The sequence below is a fragment of the Ruegeria sp. CDSC085 genome, from assembly GCF_059610465.1.
On the sequence record NZ_JBXWNR010000017.1, the window covers coordinates 63,693 to 79,906 of the forward strand.

Sequence of the window (16,214 nt, forward strand, 5' to 3'; positions counted from 1 at the left end):
TGAGTTATCCAAGTTCTTCCAGCACTAGATCCGACAACAAATCTATCATGTTTTCACTAGTAACCACTCCTGCATAGCTATCACCGGGGCCAACAATTGCGACGACACGAGCTCTTTTTACCCGAAAAACATCTAACACCTGTTTAATCGACGCATTTTGAGTTAGTTTTTCAGCGCAATTTGCATCGAAAACCCACCTCATTTTTCGCGTACCGCTACTCTTAACTGCGGTGAGAAAAATCGACAGAGGTGTCTCGCCGAATTGATCCTCCGGGTAAAGTGTAAATAGCCTTGATACGGGGATCATCGCTATGAATTGTTGGTCCCGATTTATCAGTTCAATGAATTCTAGGTTTGGAAGTTGTCTAAAGTAATCCGTAAGTAGTTGCTCATCGTATCGAGTACCCAAGGTCAGACGAATTATCTTTTTGTTATTCTTTTCAACATTCGGCATATCAGCCAAAAAGCGATAACTCCCTTTGGTTAGACGGATTTCTTTTGCTATCAAACGCTCTGACACATTTTGACTTTCAAGCGCTAGTAGTTTCTCAGAAATGGGTGCTTTGAGGGTTGCGTCGATCTCTACGCCGAAAGCACTTAGCTTCGAGATAAACCCTCCAAAAAACAAGGCAAGAAAAAGCGGTGTTAAACTCAACAATACCCAATGAGCTTCGAGAGAAGAAAACTCAGGGTAGTTTACGCGCAAGGCACCAAATACCAGCAATAGCGCAGTGGACAACAAGCAGCTTAACAAAATAGGGAAAAACTTCTTTGGTTCTGGGTTCATTTATAGACCTTTACTCCAATCAAAATAGCTAAGGGTCGCTCCTCGAAGCGCACTAAGTAATAAGGTTATTTTTACAACATAAAGCTAATCCGATAGTCACGCTACCTAAGACGAGCGCTTGCTCTGCCAAATCAATGGATAATTTATCTTAGTTAACCTACACTTGCATCAGACCACTAGATATTTGCCGAATGTGTCTACCCGTGGGCGCGGGTCGGGCGCGTGCTTGCTCCCTCGGATTAAGCATTGGATGGATAGGAAGACACACCAACAGCACACGCGCCCTCAAAAAACCAAAATATACTGCAATTCAAACATCTTCGGTTTACTAATCAAACCAAGAACCGGCTTTTCTGTGACAAGCTGGCTTGGATTTAACGATTAAGGATTTGCAATGGCCCGCCTTTATGACAGTCGAAAACGTGTTCTCGTAACCGGTGGGGCCGGGTTTCTGGGCTCGCATCTGTGCGACCGGCTTCTGAATCAGGGGCATGAGGTTCTGTGCGTCGACAACCTGTTCACCGGCACCAAGCGCAATATCGACCATCTGCACAACAACCCGCGGTTCGAGTTCATGCGCCACGATGTGACCTTCCCTCTGTTTGTGGAAGTGGACGAGATCTATAACCTCGCCTGCCCGGCCTCGCCCGTGCATTATCAGCACGATCCGGTGCAGACGACCAAGACCAGCGTGCATGGTGCGATCAACATGTTGGGGCTGGCGAAACGGCTGAAATGCAAGATCTTTCAAGCCTCGACCTCCGAAGTCTATGGCGACCCCACCATCCATCCCCAGACCGAAGATTATTGGGGCAACGTCAACCCCGTTGGTCCGCGCTCGTGCTATGACGAAGGCAAGCGCTGCGCCGAGACGTTGTTCTTCGATTACCACCGGCAGATGGGGTTGGAGATCAAGGTGGCCCGCATCTTCAACACTTACGGGCCTAGAATGCACCCTGCCGATGGGCGCGTCGTGTCGAACTTCATCATGCAGGCCCTGACCGGCGAGCCGATCACGATCTTTGGCGACGGTACGCAAACCCGGTCATTCTGTTACGTGGATGATCTGATCGAAGGGTTCATCCGCCTGATGGAGACCGGCCCAGACGTCACCGGACCGGTTAATCTGGGCAATCCCAACGAATTCTCGATGAACGAACTGGCCCGCGAAGTGCTGGCCCTTGTGGGGGCCGAAACCCCCGTCAGTTTCAAGCAATTGCCAGAGGATGACCCGAAACAGCGTCAGCCCGATATCACTCTGGCGCGGACCCTTCTGGGCTGGGAACCCAGAGTGCAGCTGAAAGAAGGGCTGAACGCAACCATCCGGTATTTCCGCGAGCTTCAGGCCGAAGTCGAGACCTAGGGTCAACGCCCGGTTTTGGAACCGGGCACGACCAAAGCCCCTGACCTGCCCCGGCGCTTGAAGAACCTTCGCAAGGCGTCGCCTTACTCGAAATCTGCCTGATCTAGCAGCGTATAGGTGAACTTGTTGCCAAACGCGTCGCGCCCGGCTTCGCATTTCAGCAGAAACTCGGCAAAGTGACGCTGATCCGCGAATACCTGACACCCGGCGGAATAGATCGTATTCGCAGTGTCATCATCACCGTTGTTTGGCCCCTTGTGCAGATTTATGCCAAACATCCCACTTTGAGGATTTTCAAGGTTCAGGTTCCCGTCCTTGTTGTTGTCCCGAAACACGGTAACGTTTCCGAGCCTTTGACACAGCGCCTTGTGGCCTCCGGGCCGGCCTCTTTTATGAATATCGATCTTGTAGCAGGACCGATATTGCCCCGGCGCCAGAATGGCCGCCCCATCCGGGTTTATCGGGTTCTTCAGGTAGTGATCGCTTGGATCGGCGGTCATCGGGTAATAGGCAATATCCCAAACGCCAAGAAACCGGTGGAACACCGTCATGACATCATCGAATTTCTTGGGTGAAACAGGGTGGGCGCGAATGCCTACTATGTTCAGGTTCCAATCGACAGTAGGGGTATCGAAAACCACATAATCTTTTTGGGACATGACATCCATAATCGCTTCCACAGAGGGTCTGAACATCTCTCAATTCTCCTAAAACAATGCGGTCATGTTACCACAGAAACGACCGGTCGTAAAAATCGCCCCACGGCGTTGCCACTGTGCTTGTCGGATTTTCGTTGCCTAACCCGTTGATCCCGTTCAAACTTGCGGCAACAAAAACAATGATTGAGGTCCGGGCGTCCAAAACCTTTTGATCGACAACAGATTTGCAGGACGGGAGGACGACATGAAAACACTGACTTTTGGGCTGGCCTTAGCCATGCTCGCGACCCAGACGCTGGCGCAACAGACGCTCAGCTTGGCCTCTCCGATCCCGGACGGGGCGGAAACGCGGTTTTGCTATTACAAAGGGCTGGCTTATTCCCCGGATTCCTTCATCGTGATCTTTGGCGACAATACCGTCACAGAAACGATCAACACGCGTGAAGAACGCTTGCTGCGATGTGTGAGCAACGACAAGGGCAACATGCACTGGAAACCACAAAGCACGTTTCAGGTCGGCCGCTAAGCCAGAGATATCACTGCCATCCAGTGCTTTTCAGCCGGATCAGAAAGCCATTCCTATCAGGGCGATGCCAACAGCCATGAGTACCGCGGCACCCAGCCGTCGCGCCCAATTGCCTTCCTTGAGGAATATGAACCCGATCAGTGCTGCGAAGATGACCGACGTCTCGCGCAGCGCCGAAACCGCGCCCAATGGTGCGAAGTTCTTGGCATACAGCACCAGACCATAGGCCGTCATCGATACCAGTCCGCCAAGAATACCTGTCATCCATATTTTGGGTGGAAGGTCTTTGAGGGCCGCTCGTTTCCGAACGCCTACAAAACCGGCTATGAACAGGTGCAGAAATGCCCCCCACGCCCAATAGCTTAGCGTATTGCCCGATAGCCGAACCCCGATCCCGTCTACGACCGAATAGATCGAAATGCAGAACCCGGTGCCCAGCGCAAACTGCAGCGTGCTGCGCCCAACGCCCGAGCGCAGCGCTTTCCAGCTACTCAACTGAATGCCAACGGCAATCAGGGCGATCCCACCCCAGGCTTGAAAAGGCAGCACTTCTCCGACCAAGAGCATGGCCCAGAGCGAGACCAGCGCCGGGACAATACCGCGGGCGATGGGATAGACCACACTCAGATCACCATGCTGATAGGCTTTACCCAGCATGAAGTAATAGCCGAAATGCACAACGGTCGAGAGCAGGATGTAGACAAAGCTCTCTGGGCTTGGCAGCGGCAGCAACATCACCATAACCGCCGCAGGCAGGACTTGACCCAAAGCGACCAAACCCAGCATTGTGGTTCGATCCGCCGCTGTCTTGACTATGGCATTCCAAACGGCATGCAACAACGCGGCCGACAAAATGATAGGGATGACGAACAGGGTCACTCCAAAACCTTTCCCGCAGAGAGTTTGCGCAAAAAGGGTCTGTGGCCCTGTTTACTTGGCGCGATGTCTCCAATGGGTGGTTTGTTGTCAAGCCTGTTTCAGATCACATGATTGTTTATCCAGGATTCAATTTTTGTGACAGGTTGCTCCCATCCCGGCTCCATGAACAGAAAATGCGCGTGGTCTTCAACCAAAAGAAAAGTTCCGCGTTGTCCATACTGATCAGCTAGGGCCCGGCAGGTGTTGGGGTTAACGGCGCGATCTTCCGCGCCAGAGACCACGAGTACCGGACAATCTATCTTGTCGAAGTCGACTTCAATCGCGTGGTGGTCATCAAACATCCAAAAGAACATCTCGAACATAACGCGCCCGCTTTCCGGCCCCAGTTGATCAAATACAACATGCTGCTGCGTTTCAGGCATTTTGTTGAGAGCAAACGGAGCCATCAGGTCGAACTCGACCCGCATGGGCTGTTTCCAAAACGCGCCTCCCTCCATCAATGCTCGTGGCACGGCGCGCTCGTCGTCGGTTTCAGGCAACGTTCCCCAAGGTGCATTCGGATTGAGAAGAACAATGGCGCTGGCCAATCCCCGTGCGGCCACCTGCTGCGCGACTACACCCGCAATGGCATGTCCCAGTATGACCGGCTTGGTGTCCAATCCCTGCACAAAAGCCGCAATGTCATCGGTGTAGTCGATGACGCTGGTGTTCGTCAGTTCCGGGTCGGGATCGCTCTTGGGATCACCACCGTGGTGGCGCAGAGCCGGGACATGTACCGTCCAACCCCGATCACGAAAGAAGGAAGCGTAATTCTGCATGCACCATGGTCCAGCAAAAGCCCCGTGGATCAGTACAATTTCATTTGGCATGGACAATCTCCCTCAACGCAAGACCGAGTATGGGCATGTGGCAAGATGTTACAACTGCCCGTGATCCCTGTTGCAGGACGGTTCACAGGTCCTAAGATCGGGCCCATGAGTTTTGTGACCGACAATCAATTGCTCCTGCTGATCCTGTTCTTTGTCATAGGCACAATCGGCACCGCGTTTCTGTTTCGCAAACCGGCGGGGCACCGGGCGTGGAAACTGGCTGATCTGGTATGGGTTGTGCTGGGTGGCATCGGGGCACTTGTTGCTGTTTTGGCCGGGCTTTACACGTCGGACAGTTCGCGACTGGACCGACAAATCGACGTGGCCTATGCCGCGACGCTGGCATTTGACAGAGATGCTGCCCGGTTCCGTCTGCGGTTCTGTGATCCGGCCTTTGACCCGGACACCGCCGTTTTATGTGAAAAAGTTGAATTCCTTTCAGCCTCGACAGCCAGCAACTCGGAACTGCCCCTGTTCATCGCAGTCACGAATGAGGTGGCGCCCTTGCAGGGGCTTCACTTCCTCGTTGGGGGTCAGTCCAAGGACGAAATGGACGAAATACGTGACATGGCCGCCAAGGCCGATGCATTTGACATCGACCAGTTCCTTGTCTTCACTTCACTGGACGAAAGCACGCAGACCGCCATAGACAACATGCGTCGCAAGGTTCCCGCAATTGCGGGCGACTACCTGATACTTGCGCAAAGTTATGACGACCTGATCGCGCAGGTCGGGAAGCTGAAAGAAGAATGGGAATACCTACAGGACAATGCCCATATTCTTGTCCTGCAGATTGTGGCCCTATGCCTTGTCAGTTTTGCGGCACCTTTTCGGCTCGGGAAATCCGTGGTCGAGCTGCGCACCACGTTCAGCGTCGATAAGCCTGCGCCAGAACCTGCGGATCAGCCCCCAGAAAGTAACGCAGAAGAGTCCACAGGTTCCGAGCGCCGCGCCGAAACCAGCCCACCTGCTCATACCGCTCCGCACTCGTAGAGGCGCGGGTCTCCAAAATCGTAATCCGTGGCAGCGCGCGCGCCAAAGTCACATCTTCCATCAACGGCTGGTCCGGAAACCCGCCTGCCGTTTGATACTCGTGACGTGGAACCAGCAATCCCTGATCTCCGTAGGGTAAACCCAGCACCCTGCTGCGCAGATTGGCCCAGCCAGCCACCCAGGCTGGAGCGACACCGTGCGCGCGGAACGCCAGCCGAAAAGCTGCCGGTTTGCCCGAAGGCAGGTGGGCGCTCACGGTCTCGCTCCATCCCTGTTGCAGCACAGTGTCCGCATGAAGGATCAGCAGCCAATCCCCTTTGGCCTCCGCGCACCCTCGGCGTAGCTGGCCACCTCGTGATGGCGGGCCGGTCACAACCTTCGCGCCGGCCTCTTCCGCAATATCCAGCGTATGATCGGTTGAGCATGCGTCGCTGACGATCAACTCCCGGATCAATCCGCCATGCAGCCCTTCCATCAGGGCCTCGAGGCAGGCCGGCAATGCGTCAGCGGCATCAAAGGTCGGAATCACAACGGAAATGGGTGCAGGCACGTCTGATAACCTCTGGTCTTGGCATCGGAACTTCCTATATCACGAGGCCTGAGGAAATGACGAGGACCAAGCCATGCCCACCCGCCGCATACTGCGCCTGACCGGCTCGGATACCGATAGCTTCTTGCAGGACCTGATTACCAACGACATTCGGGGGCTGGGCAACGGGCTGGTCTACGCCGCTCTGCTTACACCGCAGGGAAAGTACTTGGCGGATTTCTTCCTGAAACGAGATGGCGATGGCGTTCTTTTGGATGTGGCCGAGCACCTTGCGGATGATCTGGTCAAACGTCTGACGATGTACAAACTGCGTGCAGATGTGGTGATCGAGGGAGCTGATCTGAACCTGCAACGCGGCACCGGGGCCGCGCCGAAAAACGCCCTGCCAGATCCCCGCCACCCGAACATGGGCTGGCGCACCTATTCCACCGAACCAGAGGGCGATGACGGATCCGGCTGGGATGCGCTGCGCGTCCGGCACTGCATTCCCGAGTCAGGCATTGAGCTGACTCCGGACAGTTATATCCTGGAATCAGGGTTCGAAACACTGAAGGGCGTGGATTTCAAAAAGGGCTGCTACGTCGGACAGGAAGTGACTGCGCGTATGAAGCACAAAACCGAATTGCGCAAAGGTCTGCGACGCGTCGGCGTTCAGGGCTCTGCTCCAGTAGGGACCGAAATCACGGCAAATGGCAAACCTGTCGGAACTTTGTACACACAGTCAGGCGGGCACGGGATTGCATATCTGCGATTTGATCGCGCAAGCGGAGAGATGCAGGCCGGTGACGCCACCGTTCGCCTGGAAGACTAAACCAACCTTGTTGCCTAAACGGCACGTCCGGCACAGCGGCTTGTATCGTAAAGTTTGAACCTGTCGTCCAGCGCTGCCACAGTATAGGCAAACGGGGCAAACCGGATACCTGCATGTTTCGACTTTACTCCGCGATCTGGCGCGCCAGTGCCGGGCGGCAAATCATACTTATCCTGCTGTCCATTGCCATTGCGGGCCTTGCCGCCGTGCCGCTGGAGTTTCAGCGCGACATCGTCAACCACCTGACGTCCGATGATGTCGGGATCGAGAAACTAATCCAGTTGGGCATTGGCATGATGGCGGTCATCCTGCTGAGCCTGGCATTGAAATGGGTGCTGGGGTTTCGCGCAGGAACCTTGGGCGAAGACATGATACGCCTGATCCGCCAGCGCTTGCTTTGGCGCTCGACTGACCTGAAGGAAACCGGCGAAGACCTTCGCAAAGGCACCATGACCACAGCCATCTCGGCTGAGGCTGAAGAATTGGGGAAATTCGCGGGCGGTGCTTTCTCGGATCCGGTTGTTCAGATCGGAACGCTGATCAGCGTCATCGGCTATATCTCATCCACGCAACCAGGTCTGGGGCTGATTGCGCTTTCAATGATCGTTCCGCAGATCATCATCGTACTGGCCTCGCAGCGCAAAGTGAACACGTTCGTGGCGGAACGCGTTCGCATTCTGCGCGGTGCCACGGACCGGCTTACGACCGAGGATATCGAAGCCGTCGAGCGCGACATCAACACCATGTTCGATGACATTTACGACACGCGGCGGCGGATGTTCCTGTGGAAACTATCGGCAAAGTTCCTGCTGAGCGTGATCAACGGGGCCGGCACCGTCGGCATACTGATGCTGGGTGGCTACCTGGTCCTGCAAGGGAAAACGGATGTCGGCACCGTGGTGGCTGCCACCAGTGGGCTCAGCCGCATTCAGGGGCCCACTGCCTTTCTGATCGCATTCTATCGCCAGGTCAGTGCCAATCGTATCAAGTACGAACTGATGCTGGAATTGTTTGGCCCGGATCCAACCCGCTATCGCCATCGACCCAACGCATAAGAAAAGACCGCGCGGCGGGTGCCTGCGCGGTCTGATGCGAAACGTGACGAAACGTCACGCGCGTTCGGAATATTCCATAGTTTCAGTGTTCACGACGATCATTTCGTCCTGACCGACGAAGGGTGGAACCATGACTTTCACGCCATTGTCCAGCACCGCGGGCTTGAACGAGTTCGCCGCAGTTTGACCTTTTACCACCGGCTCGGTCTCGACGATTTTGCAAGTCACTTTCTGCGGCAGCGTCGCGTTCAGCGCCTCGCTTTCGTGGAACTCGACAACAATGGTCATGCCATCTTGCAGAAACGGGCGGCGTTCTCCCAGCAATTCTGCAGGTAATTCAATTTGTTCGTAGGTTTCAGAATCCATGAACACCAGCATCCCGTCGGATTCGTACAGGAACTGCTGATCCTTTTGCTCCAGACGCACGCGTTCGACCTTGTCCGCAGAGCGGAAGCGTTCGTTCAGCTTCGAGCCATTGCGCAGGTTGCGCAGTTCCACCTGTGCAAAAGCCCCGCCCTTGCCCGGCTTTACATGGTCAACCTTGACCGCTGCCCAAAGGCCGTCGTTATGCTCAAGCACATTGCCGGGGCGAATTTCGTTCCCATTTATCTTGGGCATTACATAAATCCTTCACAAACGGTTGATGCATCAGTTGCGGTCCCTATATCTGGCGGGACCACACCTGACAAGACAACGACACCTAGTGCTGCACTTGCAGCAAGCCATGCAAGTGACGCAACGCAACTATGCATTTTAGCTGTATCCGAATCGCACCTAATCGGTCATAAGGACCCTCACGCCGAAAATGCAAGAGCAAGAACAACAAGGAAAACGAGATGAGAGATTTCGTTGACGGCACTGCCTTTAACAATGAGCAAGGCAATCGTGCGCGCAAACTTTTCGCGGCCGTTGTGTTGGCTGCACTTGATGATGCTATCGCCGATGACAAGAAATACGGCAATGGCCCCGAACAAATCGCCCGTTGGGCGCGTTCGCGCGATGGGCGCGAAGTGCTGTCCTGCGCAGGAATTGACCCGAACGAACGGGTTGTCAGCGGATTGATGGAATTCGTTGGGCGCGGCGTCCGCACGTCGGTTGCCCTGTCGCGTGAAGAGAGCGAACGCCGCAACGCTGCACAGCAGGCCGAAGCTGCCTGAACCAGGGCGGATTTGGATTGAACAAACGCGCTCTGCTATCAGAGCGCGTTTTTCTATGCCCGATCGTCAGGCATGAAGCTGTTGGATCAAAAGAACAACAGCCATTGCCGCACCACCCAGAATTCAGCCGCCAGCATGGTCGCGAACAGAGCTTTGCCCCAAACAGGCAATCCACGCTGCCACAGCAAAACATATGCAGCCAGACAGACAAAGGCTGACACCGGCGCCACCCACAAGGCATGATGGTCGCTGTCCCAATAGCTGACAGGGCTGTGGAACACCCAGTCGCTGACAGGCCAGAGCTGTGGCCGTCCGTCGCCCGCATGAAGCAGAAAATCTGTCGCAAGATGCAACAGACCCGCCGCTGCACCGACAGCCAGAACATGCCAACCTCTCCAGACTGCCAGCAGGAATGCCAACCCCCAGAGGATAAAGGAATTGTCTATGGCGAATACGGTCTGCCAGGCCGGGGAAAAGTAGAGCTGCCCAAAGACCACCTGTTCGGGAATGGCCAGCACAAAAAGGGACACGCCCACCATCACATACAGGGACATGTCCGGCATTAACGCTCCCAGGAGCGCAGCCCAGAGAATACGTCCTTGCGGCGGCCGGGCAAACGCGGCAGCCCCGATCAAAAGATGTGCTGGCGTGTTCATCCGGGGCTTTCCCTTTCGGCTCAAATCAGATCATCTGCGCCCTGACATATAGGAGACAAAACATGGTTCGCGCCATCATGATTCAAGGCACCGGCAGCAATGTCGGAAAATCAGTTCTGGTGGCCGGGCTGGCGCGCGCCTACACGCGTCGGGGGCTTCGGGTCGCGCCGTTCAAACCGCAAAACATGTCGAACAACGCTGCCGTCACCGAAAACGGGGGCGAAATTGGCCGCGCGCAGGCCCTTCAGGCCCGTGCGGCACGGCGGACACCCCACACGGACATGAACCCTATTCTGCTGAAACCTGAAACCGATACCGGCGCGCAGATCATCGTTCAGGGGAAGCGCGCTGGCACGATGAAGGCCGGAGATTACCGCAAGGACAAATCCAAGCTATTGGGAGCGGCGCTGGAAAGCTTTGACAGGCTCTGCGCCGACGCTGATCTGGTTCTGATCGAGGGCGCTGGCAGCCCGGCTGAGACCAACCTGCGCAAGGGTGACATCGCCAATATGGGGTTTGCCTGTGCCGCGGAGATACCAGTGGTTCTGGTCGGGGACATTCATCGGGGCGGGGTGATTGCGCAGATCGTTGGCACTCAGGCCGTGCTGGACGAAGGAGACCGGGCGCAGATCAAGGGTTTTGCGGTCAATCGTTTCAAAGGGGATGTGTCCCTGTTTGAGGAAGGGCGCGAAGACATCTCCGCACGCACCGGATGGCCTTGTCTGGGCGTCGTGCCATGGTTTCACGACGCATGGAAACTGCCCGCCGAGGACATGATGGACATCCGTTCCCATACCGGCGGCGTGAGCAAGGTCGTTGTGCCTCAGCTTGAGCGAATGGCGAATTTCGACGATCTCGATCCGTTGTCCGCCGAACCCGGCGTAAGTGTCGAGATCATCTCTGGCGGACGCCCCCTGCCCGGCGACGCCGATCTGGTTCTGCTGCCCGGAAGCAAATCCACAATCGGAGACCTGACCTATTTCCGGGCACAGGGCTGGGATATCGACCTCTATGCCCATGTTCGCCGGGGCGGACATGTCCTGGGGTTGTGCGGTGGCTATCAGATGCTGGGCAAAACCATTTCCGATCCCGATGGCGTGGATGGCCGGCCAGGCAAGATTGATGGATTGGGATTGTTGAACGTCGATACCGTCATGGGCGGCCAGAAACAGGTCATTCTGCGTTCGGCCCATGCCCTACCCGACCTGGAACCGGTTAGCGGGTACGAAATCCACATGGGGCACACCGACGGCCCGGACCGCGCCCGCGCCTGGCTGGAAGTCGAAGGCAGACCAGAAGGTGCGGCCAGCAGCAACGGCCGGGTCAAAGGCAGCTATCTGCATGGCATTTTCTCGTCAGACGCATTTCGCGCCCGCTACTTGTCAACGCTGGGCGTGACGTCGGACATTGCTTACGAAGACGGTGTAGAGCAGGCGCTGAACGATCTTGCGGATCATCTGGAACGCCACATGAATCTTGACCTGCTGCTAAGTCTGGCTCAGCCACCGCAGCGTGGCTGAATCTTATCCCAGATCTTTCGCGCTCAGCGCGCGAGCGATTTCCCGTCGGACCATCTTGCGCACGTTTCGCGTGATCCGCTCACCCATTGCACCTTGCAGCTCCTGACGTACAACTTCCGCGATCAGGTCGCGCAATGTCTCTTCATCCAAGTCCATTGTCGCGACGTCTTCTGCCACATCAGCGGCAGGATCGGCCTCAACCGGTTGTGCGGATCGGATGAACTCAACGTGTTGGGCCGTATCGGCCTCAGGCCGCGGATCGCCCGCATCTTCTTCGTCAGTCAGAACGATGGACCTTGCGGCGGCAAACTCTTCTTCGACATTCCACGGCAGGGATTGAGTCGGTGTACCCGAATAAGCATCACCGCTGTCGCCATCCGGCTCCCATTGATCCTCGGTTTGCGCGATTGCCGCTTCCAGTGCTTCGATTTTGGCGCTCAGACTGATCGCAGGGTCATCAGATGAGCCGGATTTTGCAGCTTTTGCCTCCACCTCGTCATCCGAAGTGTTGGCCGGATCCCCTGCCCTGACAATGTCGCAGGTGCGCAGCAGCATCGGCTTGGCCGAGTCGGCAACATCAGGGGTCGGCTTGGCTGATATGACCTCTGGCTGAGCGGGTTTGCTGATGCGGAGCGCGTCCGTCAACACCAGACGCCCCGGCTTACGCGTTGCACCCTGTTGATCCGGGGCGGGTTTACCACGACTATCTTCACTGACCAGACGTTTGACCGAAGACAGAACGTCTTCGATCCCTGCTTTCACGACATTATCAGACATTGTTCTCTACCGCTCTATCGTTGGATCGAGTGTAGCCAAACAATCCGAGCCCTACAACAAATAGTATTGCCGGTTAGTCCCGACGCAACGCTTTGAGGACTCGATCCAGATCCTTGCTCTGTTTGCTGACACGCGCGGGGGCTTTTTTGACCAGATTGTAGTACAAAGTCGGATCATAGATCTGAACCGCCAACCCCAGACGTTCTGCCGTCAAAAGACCTTGCGCCTGCAATAGCTGATATGCTGCACGGGATCGTTCCGTGCGGGATGCCACTTCTGCCAACTGCGCGTCCAGCAAGTCCTGCTGAGCATTCAACACATCCAACGTAGTACGGGCGCCCAAGGTCGCTTCTTCCCGGATGCCGTCAAATGCGACTTGCGAGGCGCGAACCCGTTCCGTAGATGCCCTGAGGCTGGCACTGGCCGCCTGAAAAGCCGCATACCGGTCCGTTACACCCTGCGTGATGTTCTTCTGTACATTGAGTAGGTTCGCACGAGACGCATCCCGGTTTGCCATAGCGCGCCGCACATTGGCGGCCAACCGGCCACCGGCGTAAATCGGCTGTGTAAAGTCCAGCGAAACGGTTGCGTCATTTACATAGTCGTTGTTGTCGTAGCTTTCCCGCACGCCCGCATCGGCGTTCAAGCTGACATTCGGCCCAAGGTTGGCCCGCTGTTGCTGCACAATCAAATCAAAGGCCCGGACCTGATGCTGCGCCGACAGAATCGCCGGGTGGTTGCGTTGCGCGAGACTAATCGCCTCTGCCTCGCTCCGCGGCAGATTGGGCAGACTTGGTTGACCAGCCGTCCGCCCTGGTGCCTTGCCAACCGCGTTGACATATTCAGCTTGCGCAATGCTCAATTCACCGCGTGCAACCGCAAGATCCGCCTGCGAGCTTGCCAACTGCGCCTCGGAAAGCGCAACGTCCGTGCGCGTCACTTCGCCGACTTCGAAGCGATCATTCGATGCGCGAAGTTCTTCCGCCGAAACATCCACGTTGTTCTGGCGAATTGCGACTGTCTCTTCCTGTAGCAGCACGCCCAGATACGCGTTCGCAGCGCGGATAAGCACCTGTTGTTCAATGTCGATCAGGGTTTGCCGTGTCGACAGAACCGTTTCCTGCGCCGATTGCTTGCCCAGAACCGAAGCACCGCCATCATACAGAAGCTGGGTCAGTCCCAGCCCGGTGAAAAACCGGGACGGCTCGGTCGTCGTGACCACATTGCTGGTCCTTGACCGGGTATAGTCCTGGCTGACCTGTACGGTCCAGTTGATGATCGGCCGCAATGCAGCAAGTGCGATCGCCACGTCTTCATCTGCCGCTCGCAGCAGCGCCCGGTTCTGTTCCAACAAGCCACTTGTGTTATATGCGCCGATGAAGGCGTCTGTTATGTTGTCAGCCCACACCGGACGCCCTGGCATAACGCTGATGGCAAGTCCTGCGGTCACTGCGAATGCCCTGACCAGCTTGCCTGTCGCTGAACCACGCATACCGAAATCCTCTCAAAACGAAATTACACTGCCCTGAAGGCAGTTTGCGGTCTTCTTTTCAACTATTCAAGGCGCCAGAAAAATCTATCGGCGAACTATAGCGAAAATGCACACTCCGCCGAAAAACTCTCTAGTATCGGTGCACTGGCGTTGAAGGTATCCCGCCAGCTGACGCGGCCACCGGCCTTTCGACCGATCCGCACAGTCCCAACACTGCCTTCTACAAACAGGCAAGCGATCCGGCCGTGTTCCTTGAGCTGATCCAGCAGGACCTCGGGAACCCGTTCGACACCGCCCTGCACCATAATTGCATCGTAAGGACCATGCTCAGCCGCGCCCTGTTCCAACGGACCGACGTGGATGATGGCGTTGTCCACATCCGCCTCAGCCAGTAGGCTTTGCGCCTCGGACGCCAGCGAGTCGTCGCTTTCCACACCCACAACCAATTGGGCCATACGCGCGGCAACCGCCGTGGAATACCCCGTCGCCGGAGCGATATCGAGAACCATCTCATCGTTTGAAATGTTAAGCGCGTCCAGCATTTTAGCCAACGTTCTCGGCTCTAGCATACAGCGCCCATTACCCAGATCGACTACGCCGTCGACATAAGCAGCCTCACGCTGCGCATCAGGTACGAAGTTTTCGCGCGGGACATTCAGCATCGCCTCAATGATCGGGAACTTTGTAACATCCGAAGGTCGGATTTGCGTGTCAACCATAGTGCGGCGCCGGGCTGCGAAATCTGTCATAGGATCTCTCGTGTCATTCCCAAAGTTACCCGGCTTGTGCCACATCCTGAAGCGGCCAGCAACGGCCCTGTTGACGCAACTCGCCTGCGCCTGCGCGTTTGCCGTCGCGGACTTCGGCAAATTTCAATCTAGTAGTCAAAATTGCGCGCAATCCTCTGGACGCCCCTTTGGAAAGCTGCTAAAACCCCACGCACACCACGGCAAGTATTTGATTTTACTTGAAAAGGCGAGTTGGCGGAGTGGTGACGCAGCGGATTGCAAATCCGTGTACACCGGTTCGATTCCGGTACTCGCCTCCACAACATCTTGTAAAATCCGCCAAACTTACACCAGACAACACAAGATATAGTCGTGTGATTTTCGTGCACAATTCGTACACAGTCCGCGTGCAGATTCGACTGCATTTTGAGACCTTTTGCCGTATACTGAGAAAAAACAGGCAACTAGGCGAAGCAGCACGCGATGAGCTACGGCGTAACCACTGTAAATGTGCACAAAAAACTGAAGCTGGATAAGCGCCAGGGCAGCGAAAATTGGTACGTGCGGCTGACTTTGGACAACGGCAAACGTGTTGTGAAAAGCACAAAGACGGACGACTTAGAGGAAGCCAAAGAGCGCGCAATTGAATTGTACCACGAGACCAAGGCGCGCATTAAAAACAACCTCCCTGCACAAACACGCAAATTCAAGCATGTTGCCTCGTATACCATCAAGCGCATGCAAGAGGCTTTGGAGAATGGGACGGGCAAACAAGCTTACAAAGACTACATCTCAGCATTGCGCATTTGGCTTATTCCGTACTTTGGAAACACGGATGTCGCCAAGATAGATTTGGCTGCACTGAAGGCATTTGATGCGTGGCGCACCAAGACGAACAAAAAGCAGTTCTCTCAAAGCGGCATCAACAATCACAACGCAGCACTAAACAAAGTGTTGGATGAAGCGGAACTGCAAGGCTGGATCGTAAAATCTATGCGGCCCACACTGCTCAACAAAGGTGTTAAAAGCGAAAGCAGAGGCAGCTTCACGGACGCAGAATACAAGAAGATTTATACGGCGCTGCGCAGTTGGCACAAAAAGACGAAAGACAAGAAAGCGATAGCGACGCGCGAAGTGCTGCGAAACTACGTGCTGTTTCTGGCAAACACTGGCGTGCGGCATGGCACAGAAGCTTTGCGGCTACTGTCTGACGTCAGCGCCAATGGGACAGTTTAGGTCGATTTGATAAGAGAGGGTTTCTGGCTCATCGTAACCGCCAAGGAGTGGAGATGAGAAAGAAACCCGGAACCAAGCAGAGCCACGGTGAGAAGATCGTAAAAGACATTCGCCGTGCGACCCGCAAACAGTACTCCGCAGAAGAGAAGATCAGGA

General features: G+C 55.6%; 17 protein-coding genes and 1 tRNA gene. 8 read left to right on the forward strand and 10 right to left on the reverse strand.

The window, feature by feature from the left end:
- Positions 1-4 precede the first annotated feature (4 nt).
- Positions 5-787 carry a hypothetical protein gene (locus AC2FJB_RS18840; protein ID WP_496720015.1) on the reverse strand — a complete coding sequence of 261 codons (783 nt, stop codon included), beginning with the start codon at positions 785-787 and terminating at the stop codon, positions 5-7.
- A gap of 394 nt (positions 788-1,181) precedes the next feature.
- Between AC2FJB_RS18840 and AC2FJB_RS18845 the strand changes: the two genes are divergently transcribed.
- Positions 1,182-2,150, forward strand: a complete 969-nt coding sequence (locus tag AC2FJB_RS18845; protein WP_496720013.1) for a UDP-glucuronic acid decarboxylase family protein — start codon at positions 1,182-1,184, stop codon at positions 2,148-2,150.
- 83 nt (positions 2,151-2,233) lie between these two features.
- Here the strand turns inward: AC2FJB_RS18845 and AC2FJB_RS18850 are convergent, their stop codons facing one another.
- The gene (locus AC2FJB_RS18850; protein WP_496720011.1) at positions 2,234-2,845 is read right to left on the reverse strand and encodes a hypothetical protein; all 612 of its coding nucleotides are present in this window, start codon (positions 2,843-2,845) and stop codon (positions 2,234-2,236) included.
- Between the two features lie 208 nt (positions 2,846-3,053).
- Between AC2FJB_RS18850 and AC2FJB_RS18855 the strand changes: the two genes are divergently transcribed.
- Positions 3,054-3,335 carry a hypothetical protein gene (locus AC2FJB_RS18855; RefSeq protein ID WP_117869486.1) on the forward strand — a complete coding sequence of 94 codons (282 nt, stop codon included), beginning with the start codon at positions 3,054-3,056 and terminating at the stop codon, positions 3,333-3,335.
- 39 nt (positions 3,336-3,374) lie between these two features.
- Here the strand turns inward: AC2FJB_RS18855 and AC2FJB_RS18860 are convergent, their stop codons facing one another.
- The 3 genes from AC2FJB_RS18860 to AC2FJB_RS18870 all read right to left on the reverse strand — a co-directional run bounded on the left by AC2FJB_RS18860 (position 3,375) and on the right by AC2FJB_RS18870 (position 6,626).
- Positions 3,375-4,214 carry an EamA family transporter gene (locus AC2FJB_RS18860; RefSeq protein WP_496720009.1) on the reverse strand — a complete coding sequence of 280 codons (840 nt, stop codon included), beginning with the start codon at positions 4,212-4,214 and terminating at the stop codon, positions 3,375-3,377.
- A gap of 98 nt (positions 4,215-4,312) precedes the next feature.
- A complete protein-coding gene (locus AC2FJB_RS18865; protein WP_496720007.1) occupies positions 4,313-5,083 on the reverse strand; it encodes an alpha/beta hydrolase in 771 nt (256 codons plus the stop codon).
- An 868-nt stretch (positions 5,084-5,951) separates the two neighbouring features.
- The gene (locus tag AC2FJB_RS18870) at positions 5,952-6,626 is read right to left on the reverse strand and encodes a TIGR04283 family arsenosugar biosynthesis glycosyltransferase (protein WP_496720005.1); all 675 of its coding nucleotides are present in this window, start codon (positions 6,624-6,626) and stop codon (positions 5,952-5,954) included.
- 73 nt (positions 6,627-6,699) lie between these two features.
- Here AC2FJB_RS18870 and ygfZ point away from each other — a divergent pair, with 73 nt between their 5' ends.
- Positions 6,700-7,437, forward strand: a complete 738-nt coding sequence (ygfZ, locus tag AC2FJB_RS18875) for a CAF17-like 4Fe-4S cluster assembly/insertion protein YgfZ (protein WP_496720003.1) — start codon at positions 6,700-6,702, stop codon at positions 7,435-7,437.
- Between the two features lie 113 nt (positions 7,438-7,550).
- Positions 7,551-8,492 carry an ABC transporter transmembrane domain-containing protein gene (locus AC2FJB_RS18880; protein ID WP_299635771.1) on the forward strand — a complete coding sequence of 314 codons (942 nt, stop codon included), beginning with the start codon at positions 7,551-7,553 and terminating at the stop codon, positions 8,490-8,492.
- A 54-nt stretch (positions 8,493-8,546) separates the two neighbouring features.
- Here AC2FJB_RS18880 and efp read toward each other — a convergent pair whose 3' ends face one another.
- A complete protein-coding gene (gene efp / locus AC2FJB_RS18885) occupies positions 8,547-9,110 on the reverse strand; it encodes an elongation factor P (protein WP_496720001.1) in 564 nt (187 codons plus the stop codon).
- A 218-nt stretch (positions 9,111-9,328) separates the two neighbouring features.
- Between efp and AC2FJB_RS18890 the strand changes: the two genes are divergently transcribed.
- A complete protein-coding gene (locus tag AC2FJB_RS18890) occupies positions 9,329-9,649 on the forward strand; it encodes a DUF6280 family protein (protein WP_037310273.1) in 321 nt (106 codons plus the stop codon).
- Between the two features lie 86 nt (positions 9,650-9,735).
- On the opposite strand, the gene AC2FJB_RS18895 is transcribed toward AC2FJB_RS18890, so the two are convergent.
- Positions 9,736-10,305: a cobalamin biosynthesis protein CobQ gene (locus AC2FJB_RS18895; protein ID WP_496719999.1), complete on the reverse strand. Its 570-nt coding sequence runs from the start codon at positions 10,303-10,305 to the stop codon at positions 9,736-9,738.
- A gap of 62 nt (positions 10,306-10,367) precedes the next feature.
- On the opposite strand from AC2FJB_RS18895, the gene AC2FJB_RS18900 reads away from it, so the two are divergent.
- Positions 10,368-11,825 (forward strand): cobyric acid synthase, encoded by a 1,458-nt coding sequence (locus AC2FJB_RS18900; RefSeq protein ID WP_496719997.1) that lies wholly within the window; start codon positions 10,368-10,370, stop codon positions 11,823-11,825.
- Positions 11,826-11,828: 3 nt separating this feature from the next.
- Here AC2FJB_RS18900 and AC2FJB_RS18905 read toward each other — a convergent pair whose 3' ends face one another.
- The 3 genes from AC2FJB_RS18905 to AC2FJB_RS18915 form a co-directional block, all read right to left on the reverse strand.
- The gene (locus tag AC2FJB_RS18905) at positions 11,829-12,602 is read right to left on the reverse strand and encodes a hypothetical protein (RefSeq protein ID WP_299895768.1); all 774 of its coding nucleotides are present in this window, start codon (positions 12,600-12,602) and stop codon (positions 11,829-11,831) included.
- Positions 12,603-12,675: 73 nt separating this feature from the next.
- Positions 12,676-14,094 (reverse strand): TolC family outer membrane protein, encoded by a 1,419-nt coding sequence (locus AC2FJB_RS18910; RefSeq protein ID WP_496674806.1) that lies wholly within the window; start codon positions 14,092-14,094, stop codon positions 12,676-12,678.
- Between the two features lie 95 nt (positions 14,095-14,189).
- Positions 14,190-14,843, reverse strand: coding sequence for a protein-L-isoaspartate O-methyltransferase family protein (locus AC2FJB_RS18915; protein ID WP_496719994.1), 654 nt, complete (start codon positions 14,841-14,843; stop codon positions 14,190-14,192).
- A gap of 225 nt (positions 14,844-15,068) precedes the next feature.
- Here AC2FJB_RS18915 and AC2FJB_RS18920 point away from each other — a divergent pair.
- Together AC2FJB_RS18920 and AC2FJB_RS18925 are read left to right on the forward strand one after the other, a co-directional pair.
- Positions 15,069-15,142, forward strand: a tRNA-Cys gene (locus AC2FJB_RS18920).
- A 163-nt stretch (positions 15,143-15,305) separates the two neighbouring features.
- Positions 15,306-16,058 carry a site-specific integrase gene (locus AC2FJB_RS18925; protein ID WP_496719992.1) on the forward strand — a complete coding sequence of 251 codons (753 nt, stop codon included), beginning with the start codon at positions 15,306-15,308 and terminating at the stop codon, positions 16,056-16,058.
- Positions 16,059-16,214 lie beyond the last annotated feature (156 nt).